The organism is Polynucleobacter sp. es-GGE-1 (assembly GCF_018882005.1).
Classification (GTDB): domain Bacteria; phylum Pseudomonadota; class Gammaproteobacteria; order Burkholderiales; family Burkholderiaceae; genus Polynucleobacter.
In genome coordinates, this window is the sequence record NZ_JACVPE010000002.1 from 21,899 (window position 1) to 42,893 (window position 20,995).

The following is a 20,995-nucleotide window of genomic DNA, read 5'->3' on the forward strand; positions in this document are numbered from 1 at the left end:
TAAAAAACACTTTTTTGCATCTCCCCAGATTTCGGATTTGGGGAGGAGCCGCCTCTAAAGGCTATTAGACTGGGGATTCAAGGGTTTATGGACCAAAACTGGTATGATTGCAAGGTTCGAAACTTATTAAATACCCTAGCGCTTAAAGACACTCACCTCCCGCATAAACAAGCCTCGGGTTAGTCTTTTTAGGGGTTTTGAGCGTCGGATGGAGCAGGGACTGGAGATGGTTTGTCACCCTTGCTTCCTTCTTTTCCTCCCGCTGTGTTGGCTCTAGCCAACGGCACTGTACTCCCCGGTTTTAGTATTGGTGCTCCTGGCGAAACTACCGGTGAAGTTGTTTTCAATACCGCCTTGACGGGTTATCAAGAGATCATTACCGATCCAAGTTATTCACGCCAAATCGTGACCTTGACCTACCCTCATATTGGGAATGTCGGCGTAAATCCACAAGATGCTGAATCAGATCAAATTCATGCTGCTGGTCTCGTGATTAAAGATCTACCAAAACGGGTTTCTAATTTCCGCTCTGAGGGGAGTTTAGAGAGCTACCTCACCAAAGCCGGAGTTGTCGGGATCTCTGGAATCGATACCCGTAAACTCACCCGTATCTTGCGTGATCAAGGCGCCCAATCTGGCGCTATTGTGGCGGGTAAGTTGGGCGAGGATTACGAGGTCTTGGCTAAAAAGGCGCTTGAGCTAGCTAAAGCCTTTCCCGGAATGTCTGGTCTCGACTTGGCAAAAGTAGTGACAACTTCAAAAGCGTATGAATGGCGTGAAGCTGAGTGGGAATTACATGGCCCCGATGACAAACCAGTTTATAGAACTCTGAATAAAACCAAACCCACCAAAAAAGTAGTTGCTTATGACTTTGGTGTGAAGCGCAATATTTTGCGCATGCTCACTGAACGTGGATGCGAGTTGACAGTGGTACCTGCACAAACTTCTGCTGCTGAAGTTTTAGCAATGAATCCTGACGGCGTATTTTTCTCAAACGGCCCTGGAGATCCTGGTCCTTGTGATTACGCAATCGCTGCTGCAAAAGAAATCATTGAAAAAGGCGTACCCACTTTTGGTATCTGCTTAGGCCATCAAATTATGGGCTTGGCAGCAGGCGCTAAAACCCTGAAGATGAAGTTTGGTCACCATGGTGCAAATCATCCAGTGAAAGATTTGGATACTGGCCGTGTTGCTATTACTTCTCAGAATCATGGCTTTGCTGTGGATGCCAATACCTTGCCAGATAACATTCGCGTGACGCATGTTTCCTTATTTGATGGATCGTTGCAAGGTTTGGCTTGGAAAGATAAGCCAGCGCTTTGTTTCCAGGGTCACCCTGAAGCATCACCTGGACCGCATGACATCGCCTATTTATTTGATCGATTTGTGGAGCTTATGAATGCTGCCAGTAAGAAGGAGGGCAAATAATGCCTAAGCGTAGCGACATTCAGAGCATCTTGATTATTGGTGCTGGTCCGATTGTGATCGGACAGGCGTGTGAGTTTGACTACTCCGGTGCACAAGCTTGTAAAGCACTACGTGATGAAGGTTACAAAGTCATTCTAGTAAATAGTAATCCTGCAACTATCATGACTGACCCTGAGATGGCTGATGTAACTTATATTGAGCCAATCACTTGGGAGGTAGTAGAGCGCATCATTGCAACCGAAAAACCAGATGCCATCTTGCCAACTATGGGCGGTCAAACTGCTTTGAACTGCGCATTAGATTTGCATCGCCATGGTGTATTAAAAAAATATGGCTGTGAATTAATTGGTGCTTCACCAGAAGCTATTGATAAAGCAGAAGATCGTCAGAAATTTAAAGATGCAATGACCAAGATTGGTCTTGGCTCTGCAAAATCTGGTATTGCTCACTCCATGGATGAAGCATTAGATGTCCAGCAGCGGATTCAACAGGAAACTGGCAGTTCTGGTTTCCCAGTAGTAATACGTCCTTCCTTCACCATGGGTGGATCGGGTGGCGGGATTGCTTATAACCGTGAAGAGTTCGAAGAGATTTGCAAACGTGGTCTTGATTTATCCCCAACTCGTGAACTCTTAATTGAAGAGTCGTTGCTTGGTTGGAAAGAATTTGAGATGGAAGTGGTGCGTGACCGTAACGACAACTGCATCATTGTTTGCTCAATTGAAAACTTAGATCCAATGGGTGTCCACACGGGTGACTCCATTACTATTGCGCCCGCCCAAACATTGACCGATAAAGAATATCAAATTATGCGCAATGCATCGATTGCGGTTCTCCGTGAAATCGGTGTGGATACTGGTGGCTCAAACGTTCAGTTCTCGATCAATCCAGTGGATGGTCGCATGATTGTGATTGAGATGAACCCTCGAGTTTCCCGCTCATCAGCTTTAGCCTCCAAAGCCACTGGCTTCCCGATTGCCAAGATCGCAGCCAAATTAGCAGTGGGTTACACCCTGGATGAGCTGAAGAACGACATTACTGGTGGTGCTACTCCAGCATCATTCGAGCCATCGATTGACTACGTAGTCACTAAGATTCCCCGTTTTGCGTTTGAAAAATTCCCGCAGGCCGATTCTCGTTTGACAACCCAAATGAAGTCGGTTGGAGAAGTAATGGCTATTGGCCGCACTTTCCAAGAGTCTTTTCAAAAAGCCTTACGTGGCTTAGAGGTTGGTGTGGATGGTTTAGATGAGTTTTCGACAGATCTAGATGACATCATCAATGAAATCAATGAGCCCGGACCTGACCGTATTTGGTACCTTGCTGATGCCTTCCGCATGGGCATGGGTTTAGATGAAATCTATAACGAAACCAAAGTAGACCCTTGGTTCTTAGAACAAATTGAAGAACTCATTACGATTGAGACTGAACTGAAGCTACGCAAGATTGATAGTCTCTCAGCTGCAGAACTACGTTTTGTAAAGCAAAAGGGCTTCTCTGATCGTCGCTTGGCAAAGTTACTGGGAGTTGACGCATCTTCCGTGCGCGCTGCACGTCATCGCTTAAAAGTAGTGCCAGTCTATAAGCGGGTAGATACCTGTGCTGCTGAGTTCTCGACCAATACAGCATATATGTATTCGACATATGAGGCTGAGCATGGTGAATGCGAATCTCGTCCCACAAGTAAAGAGAAAATTATGGTCTTGGGCGGCGGCCCTAACCGTATTGGTCAAGGTATCGAATTTGACTATTGCTGTGTGCACGCTGCCTTAGCGATGCGGGATGATGGTTATGAAACCATTATGGTCAACTGCAATCCAGAAACTGTTTCTACTGACTACGATACTTCGGACCGCTTGTATTTTGAGCCCCTCACGCTTGAAGACGTATTAGAAATTGTTGCGAAAGAAAAACCCAAAGGGGTAATTGTCCAATACGGTGGCCAAACGCCTCTGAAACTCGCTTTAGACCTAGAGCGCAATGGTGTACCGATTATTGGTACATCGCCCGACATGATTGACGCAGCGGAAGATCGCGAGCGCTTCCAAAAACTCTTGCAAGACCTAGGTTTGCGTCAACCGCCTAACCGGACTGCACGGGCTGAAGAAGAGGCATTGAAACTTGCCGAAGAAATCGGCTATCCCTTGGTAGTGCGTCCCTCCTATGTATTAGGCGGTCGCGCCATGGAAATCGTTCACGATGGTCGTGATCTTGAGCGATACATGCGTGAAGCAGTCAAAGTCTCTCATGACTCTCCAGTTTTACTTGATCGCTTCCTCAATGATGCAATAGAGTGCGATGTGGATTGCATCAGCGATGGTCAGAAGGTTTTTATTGGTGGAGTGATGGAGCACATTGAGCAGGCCGGTGTTCACTCAGGTGACTCAGCATGTTCATTACCTCCTTACTCACTATCCGATGAAACAGTTCAAGAGATCAAGCGTCAAACTGCAGCGATGGCTAAAGGTCTCAATGTTATTGGTCTCATGAATGTTCAGTTTGCGATTCAGAACGTAGATGGTAAAGATGTGATTTACGTTTTGGAAGTAAACCCACGGGCATCTCGCACCGTACCGTTTGTCTCTAAGGCAACGGGTTTACAGCTAGCGAAGATTGCTGCTCGTTGCATGGTGGGTCAATCTTTGGAGCAGCAAGGTATCAAGTCTGAAGTAAAGCCTCCATACTTCTCGATCAAAGAGGCAGTATTTCCATTTAACAAGTTCCCGGGCATTGATCCTATTCTGGGACCGGAAATGCGTTCGACTGGTGAAGTGATGGGTGTGGGTAAAACCTTTGGTGAAGCACTCTTCAAATCTCAATTGGGTGCTGGCATTAAATTGCCGAAGAGCGGTACTGTGCTCCTGACAGTGAAAGATAGTGATAAGCCCAAGGCAGTTGAGGTGGCTAAGTTATTGCACCAGCTCGGTTTCCCAATGGTGGCTACCAAAGGAACGGCTGCTGCCATTGAGGCTGCTGGTTTTCCAGTACGTGTCGTAAATAAAGTCAAAGACGGTCGTCCTCATATTGTGGATTTCATTAAAAATGGTGAAATCTCCTTGGTGTTCACGACGGTGGATGAGACCCGGACTGCCATTGCTGACTCTAGGTCTATTCGAACTAGTGCTCAAGCAAATGGCGTGACCTACTACACCACCATTAGTGCAGCTCGTGCAGTCATGGATGGATTGCTGGCATCCCAAAATGGCAGCAAAGAGTCCCTCGAGGTATATTCATTACAAAACTTACATCGGACGCTCATTTAATCTAAAATCCAATCTATAGGCGCGTTTTGCGCCTGTTTTTAAGTTAGGTTAGTAGCATGAGCACAATTCCCATTACTAAGCGTGGTGCAGAACTCCTGAAAGAGGAGTTGCACCGCCTCAAGCATGTCGAACGTCCAGCAGTGATTAATGCCATTTCTGAGGCGCGCGCTCAAGGTGATCTTTCAGAAAATGCTGAGTACGATGCCGCCAAAGAAAAGCAAGGTTTTATTGAGGGTCGCATTCAAGAACTAGAGGGCAAACTCTCTGCTGCTCAAATTATCGATCCTGCAACATTAGATGTTTCTGGCCGTGTCGTTTTTGGTGCCACAGTTGATCTTGAGGATCTCGAAGACGGCACAAAGTTCACTTATCAAATCGTAGGTGATGATGAAGCAGATATTGCATCAAACAAAATCTCTATTAGCTCTCCGATTGCCCGTGCCTTAATCAGTAAAGAAGAGGGTGATGTGGTTGCTGTGCAAGCTCCTGGCGGCAATCGCGAAGTTGAGATCTTGTCAGTACGCTATATCTAATTAACATCATGAGCGCTGCTCACTATTTTGGAGCGCAAAGACTTTTTACGCTAATAGCATCATTTTGGGTAGGTAGCCTTCTAACCGTTGGCTATTTAGTGGCACCAGCTATCTTTAGTACTTTGACAGATCGTCAAGTTGCCGGGATGGTAGCGGGAGCCATTTTTAGAATTGAAGCGTACTTGAGCATTACCATTTCCATTGCATTATTGGTACTGGCCAATCTCTTGGTTAGACGTGGCCTGAATGCTTATCGCTTGGCTCGTTGGCTTTTGCTAGCAATATTGCTGTGTTCTTTGCTGGGTGTGCTGGTCTTGATGCCTTGGATGAATACTCTTCGCGATCAAGCTTTAATACAAGGTATGCCGGTCATGCTCTCGCCCTCCGCCGAACTCTTTGGCAAACTCCATGGAGCCTCTAGTGCGTTGTACTTAATACAGAGCGCGCTTGGCATCTATTTAGTCTGGCGCTTAATCGGTTCATATACCAAGCAGTATTAGATTGCTAATAAAAAACGCCGACTAGCGGCGCTCTTTATGAAACAATAAGCTCTTAGGAGCCAAGAGATTTTTTCTTATTGCTACTCATACGAACCTTGCGTCTCTTAATCGGGGCAGGTGCTGCAGCTGCCTTGCGATAGCCAGGCGAGGACCAGCCAATCTTAGATTCAGCAGCTTCTGAGCGAAGAACGCGCTTCTTAGGTGTTGAGGATTTGACGGCCGCCGCACGTTCAAACGGCGATTTATTGGACGCAGAACGACGGTCTGATCTTTCAGAGCTGCTGGTGCGAATACCCGATTTTGCTGGTGCACGATTAGGTTGACGTTTGGTGCGGGGTGCTTGCAAAGTTTTTTTAGTTTGTTTGCTGGAGCGACCTAAATTGGCATAAGCCTCATCAACGATATCTTTTGGTTTCCAAAGCACCAGTAATTTACCAATGTGCTGCACTGGTGCGGCATCTAATTGCTCACATAACTCTTCATAGATTGCGATGCGAGCTTCACGATCATCACCAAATACGCGGACCTTAATTAAGCCATGATGATTGATGGCTAACTTTGCTTCCTTAATGACTGCTGGAGTGAGGCCGTCCCCCCCAATCATCACCACAGGACTTAAATCGTGTGCATCAGCTTTGAGGGATTTACGTTGGGCAGGGGTAATAGTCAGTGCTGTCATGGACTTGATGATAGAGCATTGATTGGTAAAAGCGCCTATTTAGACTGGATTTGCTTGGTTTTCAGTCGATTCCTTTTGCTTTAGGGGGCAGAAACTAGGAAAATGTAGGGCGAAAGTGGGTAAGTTGTGGCTAAGAATAAATTTAATAAAAGTTGGTTGCAGGATCATCTGACGGATCCTTATGTGAAGATGGCTCAAAAAGAGGGCTATCGCGCAAGAGCGGTTTATAAGCTCAGTGAAATCGATGAGCAAGATCACCTGATTAAGGCAGGGATAACGATTGTTGACTTGGGTAGCGCCCCTGGCAGCTGGTCTCAATATGCCCGTAACCGTTTGACTGAATTGGGCAAAAGTAATCCCAAGATTGAGTCAGGTAAACCCGATGGCCAAATTATTGCGATTGATATCTTGCCAATGGAAGATATTGCTGATGTGAGCTTTATCCAGGGCGATTTTCGTGAGGAAGAGGGTCTTACAGCACTCGAAGCCTTATTGCCAACAAATGCAGAAGGCAAGGTTGATCTTGTTCTCTCGGATATGGCCCCCAATCTTTCGGGGGTCGGCGTGGCTGATGCTGCCCGCATGGCCTTTTTGGCAGAGATTGCACTCGACTTTGCAGTTGATCACCTTAAGCCTGAGGGTGCCCTACTGATTAAATGCTTCAATGGTAGCGGTTATAGCCAGATCGTGGAATCATTCAAAAAGGTCTTCAAAACCGTTGCCTCTAGAAAGCCCAAGGCGTCTAGGGCCAAGTCTTCAGAAATCTTTCTCTTGGGAAGAAACCTAAAATCTCCTAAATAAGGGAGCAATTCGTCCTAGAATAGTCCAATAACCCCCTGAAATGAATGGGTTTATCAAATAAACATCCCATTAGCCCTTGAAAAAGGCTGGTAGTAGAATCAAATACTTATGTAGCGATTCGCTTTAACTCCTGGTTCACTCCAGAAAAGGACTCAATTTTGAACAGCAATATGTTCCAAAAAATCGGTGTGTGGCTCATTGTGGGCTTGGTGCTTTTTACTGTTTTTAAACAGTTTGATAAGCCTAAGGACCAGAATCAGGTTACCTATTCCCAATTTATGGATGACGCCAAATCCGGCAAAGTAAAGCGCGTTGATGTACAAGGTCGCACATTGCAGGTTACTCCTGCGGATGGTAATAAATATTCCATCATCTCTCCAGGTGATATCTGGATGGTGGGTGATTTAATGAAGTATGGCGTACAAGTGACTGGTAAAGCAGAAGATGAACCGAATATGCTGGTTTCTGCTTTGTACTATCTTGGACCTACTTTATTAATTATTGGTTTCTGGTTTTTCATGATGCGTCAAATGCAAGGTGGCGGTAAAGGCGGCGCATTTTCGTTCGGTAAGTCGAAGGCGCGTCTCATTGATGAGAACAGCAACACCGTTACCTTCGCCGATGTTGCGGGTTGCGATGAAGCAAAAGAAGAAGTATTTGAGTTGGTCGACTTCTTAAAAGACCCGCAGAAGTTCCAAAAGCTTGGTGGACGTATTCCCCATGGCGTTTTGCTTGTAGGCCCTCCCGGTACTGGTAAGACCTTGTTAGCGCGAGCGATTGCGGGTGAAGCGAAAGTTCCTTTTTTCTCGATTTCAGGATCTGATTTCGTAGAAATGTTTGTGGGCGTTGGTGCATCTCGCGTGCGCGATATGTTTGAAAACGCCAAGAAGAATTCTCCATGCATCATCTTTATCGACGAGATCGATGCAGTAGGTCGTCATCGTGGCGCTGGTATGGGCGGTGGTAATGACGAACGCGAACAAACCTTGAATCAAATGCTGGTTGAGATGGATGGCTTCGAAAGCAATAGCGGCGTGATTGTGGTTGCCGCAACTAACCGTTCAGACGTGTTGGATAAAGCCTTATTGCGTCCGGGACGTTTTGATCGTCAAGTGCATGTTGGCTTGCCAGATATTCGTGGCCGTGAACAAATCTTGCAAGTACATATGCGTAAGGTTCCGATTGACCCAGATGTGAATGCTGCAGTATTGGCCCGTGGCACTCCCGGTTTCTCTGGTGCTGACTTAGCGAATCTAGTAAACGAAGCTGCTTTATTTGCTGCACGCCGTAATAAGCGTTCAGTCGATATGAAAGATTTTGAAGACGCTAAAGACAAGATCTATATGGGTCCTGAGCGTAAGTCTGCTGTGATGCGCGAAGAAGAGCGTCGCAATACGGCGTATCACGAGTCTGGGCATGCAGTAGTTGCTAAGGTGCTGCCTAAGGCTGACCCTGTGCATAAAGTGACCATCATGCCGCGTGGTATGGCACTAGGCGTGACCTGGCAGTTGCCTGAATTTGATCGTGTAAATCTTTATAAAGATCGCATGTTGGAAGAGTTGGCAATTTTGTTCGGTGGTCGTGCTGCTGAAGAAATATTTTTGCATTCCATGAGTACTGGTGCTTCTAATGACTTTGAGCGTGCCACCAAAATGGCTCGCGATATGGTTACTCGTTACGGCATGAGTGATAGCCTCGGTACGATGGTGTATGTCGATACTGAATCAGAAAGTATTTTTGGTCGCAACAGTACTAAAACGGTTTCTGAGTTGACACAGCAAAAAGTGGATGCAGAAATTCGGATGCTGATTGATAGCCAATATGCCTTAGCAAGATCAATCCTCGAGCAAAACCGCGATAAAGTTGAAGCGATGGTAGCCGCATTGCTAGAATGGGAAACCATTGATGCTGAACAAATCAACGACATCATGGAAGGTCGTCCACCACGGACGCCTAAGCCACCACCTGCAACCCAGTTCGGTAACTCTGCTGGTACACCAGGTCCAGCAACGGGTAGCGCCCCAGCAACTGCATAAATATCAGTCTTAGTTAACGGGCTGTCTTTATGGATAAACAAGGCATGCATTTAATGCCCACAACATGGTGTTGTGGGCGTTTTCTTTTTAACTTTCATCAACGCAAGCGTCCCCTCGTTATGGGGATTCTGAATACCACACCGGATTCGTTTTCTGATGGTGGGAAATTTAGAACGGTAAAAGATGCATTGGCCCAAGCAGAGCTAATGATCACGAATGGCGTTGATCTGATTGATATTGGTGGTGAGTCGACTAGACCGGGTGCTGAACCTGTTTCTCTTCAAGAGGAATTAGATCGCGTATTGCCTGTTATCGAGGGTTTAAAGGATTGCGGCGTGCCGCTATCAATTGATACCTACAAAGCTGAAACGATGCGTCAAGCGTTAAGGACGGGTGTAGATTGCATTAATGATATTTGGGCATTGAGGCAAGAAGGTGCAATAGATGCCGTGCTAGAGCATGCTAATTGCGGCATCGTCTTAATGCATATGCAACGTCACCCTCTCACAATGCAATTTAATCCGGAATATCAAGATGTGATTGCAGAGGTGAAGCAATTTCTCCAAGAGCGGGCTGAATCATTGCAAGCAAATGGTGTTGAGCGAAACAGAATAGTCATAGACCCAGGCTTTGGCTTTGGTAAAAGTCTTGAACATAATCTGCATATGCTTTCTCAATTTCAAGCATTCTTAACACTAGGCTATCCCATCCTTGCGGGGATATCCCGCAAATCAATGATTGGTAAAATTACTGGTAAAGATACAAACGATCGGGTTGCCCCTAGTATTGCAGCAGCGATCATGGCCGCTGATCGAGGCGCTAATATTATCCGTGTGCACGACGTAGCCGAAACGGTTGACGCCTTAAAGCTTTGGGAGGCCATAAACACCCAGACTTAGATCCAAAAATCTAAAGTTCTGAGTTTTATAATGATATTTATGAAAAAACAATACTTTGGCACTGATGGTATTCGCGGCGAAGTAGGCACCTTTCCGATAGTTCCGGAATTCATGACCCGCCTAGGCTATGCCGCTGGCATGGTATTGAATCAGGATGTCAAAGCAGGTGAGCATTGCAAAGTGCTGATCGGCAAAGATACCCGCGTATCGGGTTACTTGCTTGAAGCGGCCCTAGAGGCTGGCTTTGCTGCTGCAGGTGTTGACGTTCTATTATGTGGCCCCATTCCAACTCCAGGCGTTGCCTATCTCACGAAAGCTTTGCGTCTTTCTGCAGGCATTGTGATCTCTGCATCACACAATCCCTATCAAGATAATGGGATTAAATTCTTTTCCGCTAATGGCGATAAGTTATCGGATGAGTTTGAACTATTAATTGAGGCTGAGCTAGAAAAAACCATGGGGTGCGTAAACTCCAAAGAATTAGGAAAAGTCTATCGCTTAGACGATGCAGCAGGGCGCTATATTGAGTTTTGCAAGTCTACCTTTCCAGGTGAATTAAATCTTAAAGGTTTGAAGCTGGTAGTGGACTGCGCCAATGGCGCTGCTTATCACACTGCACCTCATGTATTTCATGAGCTTGGTGCCGAAGTCATCTCTATTGGCGTTAACCCAGATGGACGCAATATTAATGATGGATGTGGAGCTACAGCACCAGCAGCCTTGATTGCTAAAGTTAAAGAAGTTAATGCTGATATCGGCATCGCCCTTGATGGTGACGCAGATCGCTTGCAAATGGTAGACGCTACCGGTCGCCTCTTCAATGGCGATGAGTTGCTCTATGTCTTGGCAAAAGATCGGCTAGATCGTGGCCAAAAGCTGGGTGGGGCAGTAGGCACCCTCATGACAAATTTAGCCGTTGAGAATGCTATTAAAGGACTTGGCATTCACTTTGAGCGTGCGAATGTTGGCGATCGTTATGTTTTGGAATTGCTCAAGCAAAGAGGCTGGATCATTGGTGGTGAGGGATCTGGACACTTACTTTGCTTAGATCAACACTCTACAGGTGATGGCACGATTGCAGCATTACAAGTCTTAGCGGCTATGAGTCAGAATAAGAAGAGTCTTGCCCAACTGCTGGAAACAGTGAAGATTTTCCCGCAAGTACTCTTGAATGTGAAATTCAAACCAGGGTACAACTGGAAGTCGGATGAATCTCTACAGCAGCAGATTGCTAAAGTAGAAAATGATCTCAAAGATACTGGCAGGGTATTGATTCGGGCATCTGGCACTGAGCCTCTCTTGAGGGTCATGGTCGAAACCAAAGATGCTGATGTTGCCATGAGTGCTGCAAAGAGTATTGCAGATCTAGTGCCTACAATTTAGTCATACATCATCATCGCTAATTCTGAATTTGGTTACCTATGGGCTGTTAGTGCAAACTTATCGTAACCAGTAACGAGAGAATTGCACCACATCTCCCATAAGTAGATCTCCACTCTACAAACGAAATATGACACGTGTGTGTGGATTGCGTGATATTTCATGTAGTGATACGAATCTGATGCAGGATATCAAAAAATATGTCTTAGGTCTTAGGTCTTAGGTCCTAGGAAGACTCATATTCTGCCTTAACAGAATTGGCGTGAAACTAAATGGTTGCTCAGACTCAGGATTGACTTGGACTTTAACTGCTTGGACTTGTTCGGCACCCATTACCTCTAGGCGCAGAACATTTTCGACGACGTGTTTTTGGTCTATGGTTTTTAATGGCTGGTCTATGATAAGTCGATGGCTATCGCCATGGATTAAGAGAACGGGCTTCTTAAACTCCTGCGCATGTTTGCTGAGCGTGTGTAAGGTATCTCGATAGCCGCTTTCCGCATGAGTTGCTTGCGTAGGGGTATAAAACATATCGGCCTGATAGCCAAAGACAATGCCTAAATAGCCCTTCATCGAGGCAAGTGCAAAAGCACTTTGTATCCAATCTAGATTAGCTTGGTTTCGTTCATAGTATTCCGCTTTGGATCGTTCATCTCGCTCAAAATTATTATTGGATCCAGGGATATGGAGATTGACAAAGAGAAAATGATTTTTAACCCAGTAAGCATTCTCAACGAACTTTTTATTTTTAGGATCTACATCGGCTTGTCTGGTGAGATCAAGCGTTTTTTTCCCCAGACTCTTAGTGGTATTGAAGAAGATGTTTCTGAGCTTATCTAGTCGCTCAATGGGATCATAAGAACCAGCGAGCGGTCTATGACAATCAGTCCATTCATTATCACCAAGGCTATAAATGAGAGGGGAGGTAAATTGATTGAAATAGGCCTTAACTTTCTGATTGTATTCATCGCTACATGGAGTGGAGCCCGATTTTGTATCGCCGATAAAGATGCTAAAGCTCGGTTTGGTTTTATTAATCTCAGAAATTAATCTTTCATAGCGAACATTATCTTCCGGAAGAGAGTAGGGCATGTCACCTAAAGCGACAAACTGAAAAGGCTCAAATGATTGGGCAGAGATAACGCCCGAGCAGGCGATGAGCAGCCAAACTAAAAACGCTTTAAATAACCGCATATTTATTTGTGAGAGATAGATGCATCAGTTAACTCCTTAATTTCCAGTTCGCCAAAGATATAGGATTCTAAGCTACAGTGTTTCCAGCCGAGATCGTGAAAGACATCCGCATAATTCTTGGAATATTTGCGGTTACTTTGGTAAAAGATATCCGTGAGCTCATCTTGCTCATCTTCCCCGACAGTATCGGAAAAGTAAATCACTTTCTCTCCACCATAAGTCTTGCTGATTGTGCCACCAGGAATATCATCGACGCAAATCCCAATATTAGGATCGTAAGCCTTGATGAAGGATGGCTTGATGCTGGTTAAAACGGAGCCTAATTTCCAAACTGTTCCACACTTAATCTCTTTATTTTCTTGCTGGAAGATATTGCGTTCTACTAAGGAGCCCATCTCTAGGGGAATGATTTGATAGTACATGGCAGACTCCAATTCAATGCATTAATGGTTAGGGTGATTTTGCTATGCGATTGTGACAATTTTGTAGCTGTTAAAAATAGATGTCGAGGTTACTCAGAATCTCCAAGTGATTCCGACTTCGCTGCGCGTGGCACTAGCTTGTTGCGATGCAAAAGTTTGACTGTAATTCATGCCGGTACGCATATAAGAAAGTCCTAAATCCAGGCTCTCAGTAAGTGAGTAAATTCCTGCGATCAGGGCGTAATGGCTGACATATTGTTCAACTGTCGGTGGGTTTGTTGTTACTCCAAGATCGAGTGCTATTTTCAAATCTTTGCTGATGGACCAAACAGGCGCTACTGAAACTAGAAATATGTTCGTACGATTATTGTCGGTAGCAAACCCTACGCTGTAATTGATGTTGTAGGGCGATCGCATATACATCGCATTCATATGAACTTCTATGTCATGCCAGTATTTTGAGGCGATAAAGTTCATTCCGTAATTGAAGGCTGCTAAGCCTAGTCCAGCCACTTGTTGCTGTTTGCCGGCCGGCAATACGACTGTGGGCTTAACGGCAAAGGCATAACCTAGTTGCTCGTCCTCATAAAACCGCCATTTACTTGCAAGGACATAGTTGGCAAACTTTGCGTAATATCCACTAGGTTGGTTGTAGTAGGTAGTAGAAACTGAGGCCTCAAATTGATCGCTTAAGCCACGTGTATAGGTAAAAGGAAAGGCTTTTGCATCTGTTCTGCCCGTATATTCCTCACCAGGCGTGGTCACGTCTGCTTGTTGATTGCCGCCATTACGATTAATCGAGAAAAAATACTGCTCTATTTGATTGCCACCAGCTTTTACCGTACCTGCATCATCCGTATTCAATGGTTCAAATCCATGGGACAGCATTGGGAGAAGCAGAAGAGCAAAGCAAAGGCGTTTCATGAGAATCTTGCAGGACGTACTAATGATTTAAAGATTTTTTATAGTCCAATTCCATGTCATTTAGATGTCTAGTGCTTAGGGAGTTCTTTTGCTTCTCTTTGCTTGAAAAACATGCATAAAACAAGGTGCTTCGAGTCATTCATGATCATTTTCTGACCGAGTAATGAGTTTAATCAATATTCTGCAAGATATTGATTAATATAGATATTATCTGTAAACGTTGGCTTGTCACTAAATCGTCATAGTGAAAACGTATCGTCAACCCATCGCAATGTTGCGTTATTTCAATATCGGGACTAATCACATGAAATCTTTTTTGAAAAAGGCACTCGTTATCGGCGCTATTTCACTTGCTCCAGCAGCATTTGCTGTGGACATGACCGGTGCAGGCGCAACTTTCCCATATCCTATTTATGCTAAGTGGGCTGAAGCCTTCAAGGCCAAAACGGGTTCTAACTTGAACTATCAATCTATTGGTTCTTCTGGCGGCATCAAGCAAATCAAAGCAAAAACCGTTGATTTCGGCGCTACTGATAATCCAGTCAAATTTGATGAACTCGAAAAAGATGGCATGGTTCAGTTCCCAGCCATTATTGGCGGCGTTGTTCCAGTGATTAACGTGGATGGTGTGAAGCCAGGCGAGATCAAATTAGACGGACCAACATTGGCAGACATTTTCCAAGGCCTTATTTCTGATTGGGGTGATAAGCGTATCGCCATCATGAACCCAGGCGTTAAGATTCCTTCTGGTCCAATCACGGTAGTGACCCGTGCAGACGGTTCTGGTACTACTGCAATTTTCACTGACTACTTAGCAAAGACTAGTACTTTATTTAAGGATTCAGTTGGCTCTGGTGCTAACGTGAAGTGGCCTGCAGCCTCTACAGTTGGCGGTAAAGGCAATGAAGGTGTTGCTGCAAACGTGACCCGCGTGAAGAACTCGATTGGCTATGTTGAGTACGCCTATGCCAAAAAAAATAAAATGACCTTTATTTCTTTGAAAAACAAAGATGGTAATTATGTTTCTCCTGATGATCTTACTTTTGCTGCAGCTGCAGCTGGTACTGACTGGTCAACTATTCCAGGTATGGGTACATTTATTACCAATGCTCCTGGTGCTAAATCATGGCCAATCACTGGTGCATCTTTCATCCTGCTTTATAAGAATCCTGAAAATAAGGCAAATGCTGCTGAGGTGATCAAGTTCTTCGACTTTGCCTTCAAAGATGGCAAAAAAATGGCAGAAGAGTTGGATTACGTTCCAATGCCAGACAAGACTACTGAATTCATTCGCAAGAATGTGTTTACGAAGGTTGTAACTAAGTAAGATTTGATGCTTGTTTTCTTAATCAATCATTCATGAGCAGCTCCACAACTTTGTGGAGCTGTTTCAATATTTAAATAAGCCAATCTCAATGGACATTACTCAGTCTCACTCGGCACCTACGCCGCAAGCTCTGAAAATCGCGAAATTACAGCGAGTACAGGATTTTTTATTCCATGCGGTCACGCAATTCTTTGCGGTGTCAGTTTTAATTGCATTGATGGGAATATTGATCTCTTTGGTGATGAATGCTTGGCCAGCCTTGCATACATTTGGCCCAGGATTCTTTTTCTCACAAGAGTGGGATGTTGTTAATGGTGAGTTTGGTGGACTGATTGCAATTTATGGCACAGTAATTACCTCATTAATTGCTCTGTTGATAGCCGTTCCTTTGAGCTTCGGCATTGCTGTCTTCTTAACAGAGTTATGCCCAGGTCCACTTCGCAGACCATTGGGTACAGCAGTTGAATTATTGGCTGCAGTGCCATCCATCATTTATGGCATGTTTGGTTTATTTATTTTTGCTCCTTTATTTGCTGAATATATTCAACCAGTATTAGCTGGCACCTTAGGACAAGTTCCTGGTTTGGGAATCTTATTTTCTGGTGCCTTTAATGGCATTGGTATTCTTTGTGCAGGTTTGATCTTGGCAATGATGATTCTGCCTTTTATTGCCTCTGTCATGCGCGATGTGTTTGAAATCGTGCCACCAGTTCTCAAAGAATCGGCGTATGGCATTGGTTGTACTACTTGGGAAGTGGTTAAGAATGTTGTCTTGCCCTATACCAAGGCTGGCGTAATCGGTGGCGTGATGTTAGGATTAGGTAGGGCACTTGGCGAAACGATGGCTGTTACCTTCGTCATCGGTAATGCACATCGCTTATCAGCTTCTTTATTCTCCCCAGGCACTTCGATTGCTTCAACTCTGGCCAATGAATTTGGCGAGGCTGAAGCTGGTAACCATTTATCTTCTTTGTTTGCCCTAGGCTTGGCGCTGTTCATTATTACCTTCGTTGTTTTAGCGTGCGCAAAGTGGATGCTAAATAATATGGAGAAGAAGCAGGGCTTGAAAACATGAACAATTCTTCCAACATCGATAAAAGCATTTTTGCCAAACGTAAAAGAGCCAATAAAATTGGTCTTACCTTGTCTATGGGTGCCATGCTCCTAGGAATGATCTTCCTTTTTTGGATTCTGGGTGTTTTGTTATTTAAGGGCTTTTCAGCCATTGATTTGAGTCTGTTCACTCATAGCACGCCAGCTCCTGGTTCAGAAGGTGGTGGACTGGCTAATGCAATCGTTGGCAGTCTTCTATTGGTAGGAACCTGTACCTTGGTCAGTACCCCCATTGGTGTTCTAGCAGGTCTGTATTTATCTGAATACGGTGATCGCAGCCGTGTTGCGGCAGTGACCCGCTTTGTAACCGACATTATGTTATCTGCACCATCGATTGTGATTGGCTTGTTCGTCTATGCCTTTATTGTGGCGCAAGCAAGGCACTTTTCTGGCTGGGCAGGTACTGTAGCTCTTGCTCTGATTGCGATACCTGTTGTGGTTCGCACTACTGAAAATATGTTGCGTTTAGTACCAGGCAGTTTACGTGAGGCAGCTTATGCATTGGGTACACCCAAGTGGAAGGTAGCTTTTATGATTACTTTGCGGGCAGCGCAAAGTGGTGTCATGACTGGTATCTTGCTAGCCTTAGCACGTGTAAGTGGTGAAACAGCCCCATTGCTCTTCACAGCACTGAATAATCAATTTTTCTCAACCAATATGAATGCGCCTATGGCCAATTTGCCAGTGGTGATTTTCCAATTTGCCATGAGTCCTTATGACAACTGGGTTGAGCTTGCCTGGGGTGGTGCCTTGCTGATCACGTTTGCCGTTCTCGGCTTAAATATTTTGGCACGCGTTGTATTCCGAGAGAAGGTCCAAGGATGATGAGTAATATGAAATCAATGTTTGACTTAAATAAGATTGATAGTCAAGGGGGTAGTGTGGAAACAACAAATCAACAATCAGGCCAAGCTGCGATTAATGCGCTTGAAGTGAGAGATCTTAACTTTTATTATGGCTCTTTCCAAGGTCTGAAGAATATCAATCTTGATATTGAGCAAGGTAAAGTTACTGCCTTTATTGGCCCATCAGGTTGTGGTAAATCTACTCTGTTGCGCACACTAAATCGTATGTATGACCTCTATCCAGGTCAACGTGCTGAAGGTCAAATCAACTTCTATGGTCAAAATATTCTTGAGCCAGGCCAAGATTTGAATTTATTGCGTTCACGTATTGGCATGGTTTTCCAAAAACCAACGCCATTTCCAATGTCTATTTATGAAAACATTGCCTTTGGTGTTCGCTTATATGAAAAACTCTCACGCTCTGAAATGGAAGAGCGGGTAGAGTGGGCGCTCAATAAGGCTGCATTATGGACTGAAGCAAAAGATAAATTGAATCAAAGTGGTTTATCTTTATCTGGTGGTCAGCAACAGCGTTTGTGTATCGCCCGTGGCGTTGCCGTGAAGCCATCCGTCATCTTGCTTGATGAACCTACTTCTGCCTTAGATCCAATTTCTACAGGTAAAATTGAAGAGTTGATCAATGAGCTTAAGCATGAGTACACGATTGCAATCGTTACTCACAACATGCAACAAGCTGCCCGTGTTTCGGATTACACAGCTTATATGTACCTTGGTAGTTTGGTGGAGTATGGTAAAACAGATGAAATCTTTATCAAGCCTAAGCGTAAAGAAACAGAAGACTATATTACCGGTCGCTTCGGTTAATTGGAGACATTAAATGCCAGATAAACACCTTTCATCCCAATTTGATGTTGACCTTAATTCGCTTTCAAGCCGTTTGCTTGAAATGGGCGGATTGGTCGAGTCTCAAATTGCTACAGCTATGCGTGCCTTCACGCAAATGGATCTTGATACCTGTAATATCGTCATTGAAAATGAAAAGCTGGTAAATGACCTAGAGATTCAAATTGATTTAGCTTGTACAGAAGTTATTGCTCGCCGCCAACCTACTGCTCGTGATCTTCGTTTAGTAATGGCAGTATCCAAAGCGATTACGAATTTGGAGCGCGCAGGTGATGAGGCAGAGCGTGTAGCCAAGAGAACCAAACGTTTAATTGAGGCTGGTGCACCACATAACATCAACGTTGCAGAGATTCGTCTTTCAGGACAGATGGCTATTAATCTCTTGCGCCGTAGCTTAGACGCCTTTGCAAGGCTTGATACCACAGCTGCTGCTGAAGTTGTTGCTGAAGATCGTCAGATTGATGAAGAATTTAGAGGCTTCGTCCGCAAGTTGATTACGTATATGTCTGAAGATCCTCATACCATTTCTACAGGTCTCGATATGCTGACGATTGCTAAGGCGATTGAGCGTATTGGTGATCATGCTAAGAATATTGCTGAGTTTGTGATTTATATCGCAAAAGGCTCTGATGTACGCCATATTCCGCACGAAGATTTAGTGCGCGAAGCGAACAAAAGCGACTAAATAAGCCCAACTATTCGCATGACTCACCGCATACTAGTTGTTGAAGATGAGCCATCGATTGCAGAGTTGATTGCAATCAACTTATCCCATGCTGGCTTTGAGGTAGAGAAGGCGATGCAAACTGACATCGCCCAAGGTCTCATGAAGGAGCGACTGCCAAGCCTTATCATCTTAGACTGGATGCTCCCTGGAAAATCCGGTGTGCAGTTTGCAAAAGAACTGAGAGCAAATGAGCGCACCAGAGGTTTACCAATTTTGATGCTCACTGCTAAAAGCGAAGAGGCCGATAAGGTCTTAGGATTAGATTCGGGTGCAGATGATTATGTGACCAAGCCTTTTTCTCCTAAAGAGCTCATTGCCAGGGTTAGAGCCCTTTTACGCAGACAAACTCCAATTGAAGATACTGGCCCGCTGACCGTGGGTCCTTTGAGGCTCGACCCAAGTTCCCACCGGGTTTTAGCTATTTGGCCCAATACTGATCCAAGACCGATTTCTTTAGGACCTACTGAATACAGACTCCTTCAGTTCTTTATGAGCAATCCTGAAAGAGTCCATTCACGTACCAATTTACTTGATAACGTATGGGGCAATGAGGTCTACATTGAAGAACGTACGGTTGATGTTCATATTAAGCGTTTGAGGGCTGCACTAGCCCCGGTCGATTGCGATCGTTATATTGAAACGGTCAGGGGTAGCGGTTACCGGATTACCAAGACTCCTACAGAGTCTTAAATCCATCAATTTTTGTCCTTTTCGCTCATTTCCGTGGTGTTTCTGGAGATGATCTAAGATGGCAGCATGATTTCCGCCTTAACCCGCTTTTTTTTCATTGTTGGTCTTGCAATCATTGCCGCCTTCATTACCCTATTTAATCTAGGTGCTGAGTGGGCTATTGTTGTTGGGATTGCGCTCTTGGCGGTACCGCTCATCTATACCTATATCAACTTAGCGCGACTAGGTAAATATGTACAAGATGACTCCATTGAGTCCATGCCTTTGCCAAGCGGACTTTGGGAAGAGGTGCTTTATAAGTTGCAGCGTTTAGTGAAGAACTTAAAGCTAAGAATGCGCAATATTGAGCAGCAACACGAGAATTTTATCGAGGCTTTTCAGGCTTCACCTAACGGCATTGTGATGCTAGATGAAAATGATCAGATTGAATGGTGCAACTCCATCGCTGAAAGTTTCTTTGGTTTGAACTTTAGGCGCGATGCGATGCAAAGGATTAATTTTCTGATCCGTCGCCCTGAGTTTATTCAATATTTAATGAGACGAGATTTTGAGGAACCTTTGCTATTAGAGCGAATGGGGCCTCAGAGTAGTCTGAGCTTAATATTGCAACCATTTCCGTTTGGTAATCAACGACACTTGCTACTGGTACAAAACGTCACCGATCTGCAAAAAGCAGATGCGATGCGTCGCGATTTCGTAGCCAATGTTTCGCATGAGATGAGAACCCCGATTACTGTTTTAATGGGGTTTCTTGAAACAGTCCAAACATTGGATCTTGAGAAGAGTCAACGTGATCAGTATTTCGACATGATGATGTCTCAAGCGCAGCGTATGAAAAGCCTCGTTGAAGATCTATTAACACTTGCTAATCTAGAATCTAATTCGCTGCCTGCCACTACAAATAAGGTGAATGTCGAAACAATCATGGCATTACTTAGGAATGATGCGGAAGCTTTGTCTCAAGGAAAACATAGTTTTAGTTTTGAGGTGCTTGCTAAGGAAAATATCTTGGGAGATGAGCGCGAGATACTGTCTGCATTTAGCAATTTAGTATCCAATGCTATTCGGTACACACCAGATGCTGGGGAAATTCAGGTGCGATGGGATGTGAGCGCACAAGGTCAGGGTGAATTTTCTGTAACAGATACAGGCCCTGGAATAGCGTCAGAACACTTATCAAGATTAACAGAACGTTTTTATCGGGTAGACCGGAGCAGATCTCGTGATACTGGAGGGACTGGCTTAGGCTTGGCCATCGTTAAGCATATTGCCAACAGGCATCAAGCTCTATTAAACATTGAAAGTACTTCAGGAAAAGGGAGTACTTTTACCTTGCAGTTTCCAAAAAACCGCTTAACTGCTTAAGCCTT

Annotated in this window: 19 protein-coding genes; 15 read left to right on the top strand and 4 right to left on the bottom strand. The window is 44.7% G+C overall.

Going from position 1 to position 20,995, the window contains the following annotated elements:
- Nucleotides 1-240 precede the first annotated feature (240 nt).
- The 4 genes from carA to ICN35_RS01085 are packed head-to-tail and all read left to right on the top strand — an operon-like array spanning nt 241 to nt 5,724.
- A complete protein-coding gene (gene carA / locus ICN35_RS01070) occupies nt 241-1,428 on the top strand; it encodes a glutamine-hydrolyzing carbamoyl-phosphate synthase small subunit (protein WP_216123848.1) in 1,188 nt (395 codons plus the stop codon).
- Nucleotides 1,428-4,691: a carbamoyl-phosphate synthase large subunit gene (carB, locus tag ICN35_RS01075; protein WP_216123574.1), complete on the top strand. Its 3,264-nt coding sequence runs from the start codon at nt 1,428-1,430 to the stop codon at nt 4,689-4,691. The genes carA and carB overlap by 1 nt, the downstream gene beginning before the upstream one ends.
- 56 nt (nt 4,692-4,747) lie before the next feature.
- Nucleotides 4,748-5,224 (top strand): transcription elongation factor GreA, encoded by a 477-nt coding sequence (gene greA / locus ICN35_RS01080; protein WP_216123576.1) that lies wholly within the window; start codon nt 4,748-4,750, stop codon nt 5,222-5,224.
- A gap of 8 nt (nt 5,225-5,232) precedes the next feature.
- Nucleotides 5,233-5,724 carry a DUF4149 domain-containing protein gene (locus tag ICN35_RS01085; RefSeq protein WP_216123578.1) on the top strand — a complete coding sequence of 164 codons (492 nt, stop codon included), beginning with the start codon at nt 5,233-5,235 and terminating at the stop codon, nt 5,722-5,724.
- 52 nt (nt 5,725-5,776) lie between these two features.
- On the opposite strand, the gene ICN35_RS11465 is transcribed toward ICN35_RS01085, so the two are convergent.
- Nucleotides 5,777-6,403 carry a YhbY family RNA-binding protein gene (locus tag ICN35_RS11465; RefSeq protein ID WP_216123580.1) on the bottom strand — a complete coding sequence of 209 codons (627 nt, stop codon included), beginning with the start codon at nt 6,401-6,403 and terminating at the stop codon, nt 5,777-5,779.
- A 126-nt stretch (nt 6,404-6,529) separates the two neighbouring features.
- Between ICN35_RS11465 and ICN35_RS01095 the strand changes: the two genes are divergently transcribed.
- The 4 genes from ICN35_RS01095 to glmM all read left to right on the top strand — a co-directional run bounded on the left by ICN35_RS01095 (nt 6,530) and on the right by glmM (nt 11,522).
- Nucleotides 6,530-7,204 (top strand): RlmE family RNA methyltransferase, encoded by a 675-nt coding sequence (locus ICN35_RS01095; protein WP_216123582.1) that lies wholly within the window; start codon nt 6,530-6,532, stop codon nt 7,202-7,204.
- Between the two features lie 158 nt (nt 7,205-7,362).
- Complete coding sequence (gene ftsH / locus ICN35_RS01100) at nt 7,363-9,240, top strand: ATP-dependent zinc metalloprotease FtsH (RefSeq protein ID WP_215297025.1); 1,878 nt, start codon at nt 7,363-7,365, stop codon at nt 9,238-9,240.
- Between the two features lie 29 nt (nt 9,241-9,269).
- Nucleotides 9,270-10,139, top strand: coding sequence for a dihydropteroate synthase (folP, locus tag ICN35_RS01105; protein ID WP_216123584.1), 870 nt, complete (start codon nt 9,270-9,272; stop codon nt 10,137-10,139).
- A gap of 39 nt (nt 10,140-10,178) precedes the next feature.
- A complete protein-coding gene (glmM, locus tag ICN35_RS01110; protein WP_216123585.1) occupies nt 10,179-11,522 on the top strand; it encodes a phosphoglucosamine mutase in 1,344 nt (447 codons plus the stop codon).
- A gap of 216 nt (nt 11,523-11,738) precedes the next feature.
- On the opposite strand, the gene ICN35_RS01115 is transcribed toward glmM, so the two are convergent.
- The 3 genes from ICN35_RS01115 to ICN35_RS01125 form a co-directional block, all read right to left on the bottom strand.
- Nucleotides 11,739-12,713 (bottom strand): hypothetical protein, encoded by a 975-nt coding sequence (locus ICN35_RS01115; RefSeq protein WP_216123587.1) that lies wholly within the window; start codon nt 12,711-12,713, stop codon nt 11,739-11,741.
- 2 nt (nt 12,714-12,715) lie between these two features.
- On the bottom strand, nt 12,716-13,135 hold the full coding sequence (locus ICN35_RS01120) for a hypothetical protein (RefSeq protein WP_216123589.1): 420 nt from the start codon (nt 13,133-13,135) through the stop codon (nt 12,716-12,718).
- A 93-nt stretch (nt 13,136-13,228) separates the two neighbouring features.
- Nucleotides 13,229-14,059: a hypothetical protein gene (locus ICN35_RS01125; RefSeq protein ID WP_216123590.1), complete on the bottom strand. Its 831-nt coding sequence runs from the start codon at nt 14,057-14,059 to the stop codon at nt 13,229-13,231.
- A 304-nt stretch (nt 14,060-14,363) separates the two neighbouring features.
- Between ICN35_RS01125 and pstS the strand changes: the two genes are divergently transcribed.
- The 7 genes from pstS (at nt 14,364) to phoR (ending at nt 20,990) form a co-directional block, all read left to right on the top strand.
- Nucleotides 14,364-15,386 carry a phosphate ABC transporter substrate-binding protein PstS gene (gene pstS, locus ICN35_RS01130; RefSeq protein WP_215320468.1) on the top strand — a complete coding sequence of 341 codons (1,023 nt, stop codon included), beginning with the start codon at nt 14,364-14,366 and terminating at the stop codon, nt 15,384-15,386.
- An 88-nt stretch (nt 15,387-15,474) separates the two neighbouring features.
- Nucleotides 15,475-16,461: a phosphate ABC transporter permease subunit PstC gene (gene pstC, locus ICN35_RS01135; protein ID WP_216123591.1), complete on the top strand. Its 987-nt coding sequence runs from the start codon at nt 15,475-15,477 to the stop codon at nt 16,459-16,461.
- On the top strand, nt 16,458-17,324 hold the full coding sequence (gene pstA / locus ICN35_RS01140; RefSeq protein ID WP_216123592.1) for a phosphate ABC transporter permease PstA: 867 nt from the start codon (nt 16,458-16,460) through the stop codon (nt 17,322-17,324). The genes pstC and pstA overlap by 4 nt, the downstream gene beginning before the upstream one ends.
- A gap of 8 nt (nt 17,325-17,332) precedes the next feature.
- Nucleotides 17,333-18,169, top strand: a complete 837-nt coding sequence (gene pstB, locus ICN35_RS01145) for a phosphate ABC transporter ATP-binding protein PstB (protein WP_216860791.1) — start codon at nt 17,333-17,335, stop codon at nt 18,167-18,169.
- A gap of 13 nt (nt 18,170-18,182) precedes the next feature.
- On the top strand, nt 18,183-18,893 hold the full coding sequence (gene phoU / locus ICN35_RS01150; protein ID WP_216123593.1) for a phosphate signaling complex protein PhoU: 711 nt from the start codon (nt 18,183-18,185) through the stop codon (nt 18,891-18,893).
- An 18-nt stretch (nt 18,894-18,911) separates the two neighbouring features.
- Nucleotides 18,912-19,625 (top strand): phosphate regulon transcriptional regulator PhoB, encoded by a 714-nt coding sequence (phoB, locus tag ICN35_RS01155; RefSeq protein ID WP_215320476.1) that lies wholly within the window; start codon nt 18,912-18,914, stop codon nt 19,623-19,625.
- Between the two features lie 66 nt (nt 19,626-19,691).
- Complete coding sequence (gene phoR / locus ICN35_RS01160; RefSeq protein WP_216123596.1) at nt 19,692-20,990, top strand: phosphate regulon sensor histidine kinase PhoR; 1,299 nt, start codon at nt 19,692-19,694, stop codon at nt 20,988-20,990.
- Nucleotides 20,991-20,995 lie beyond the last annotated feature (5 nt).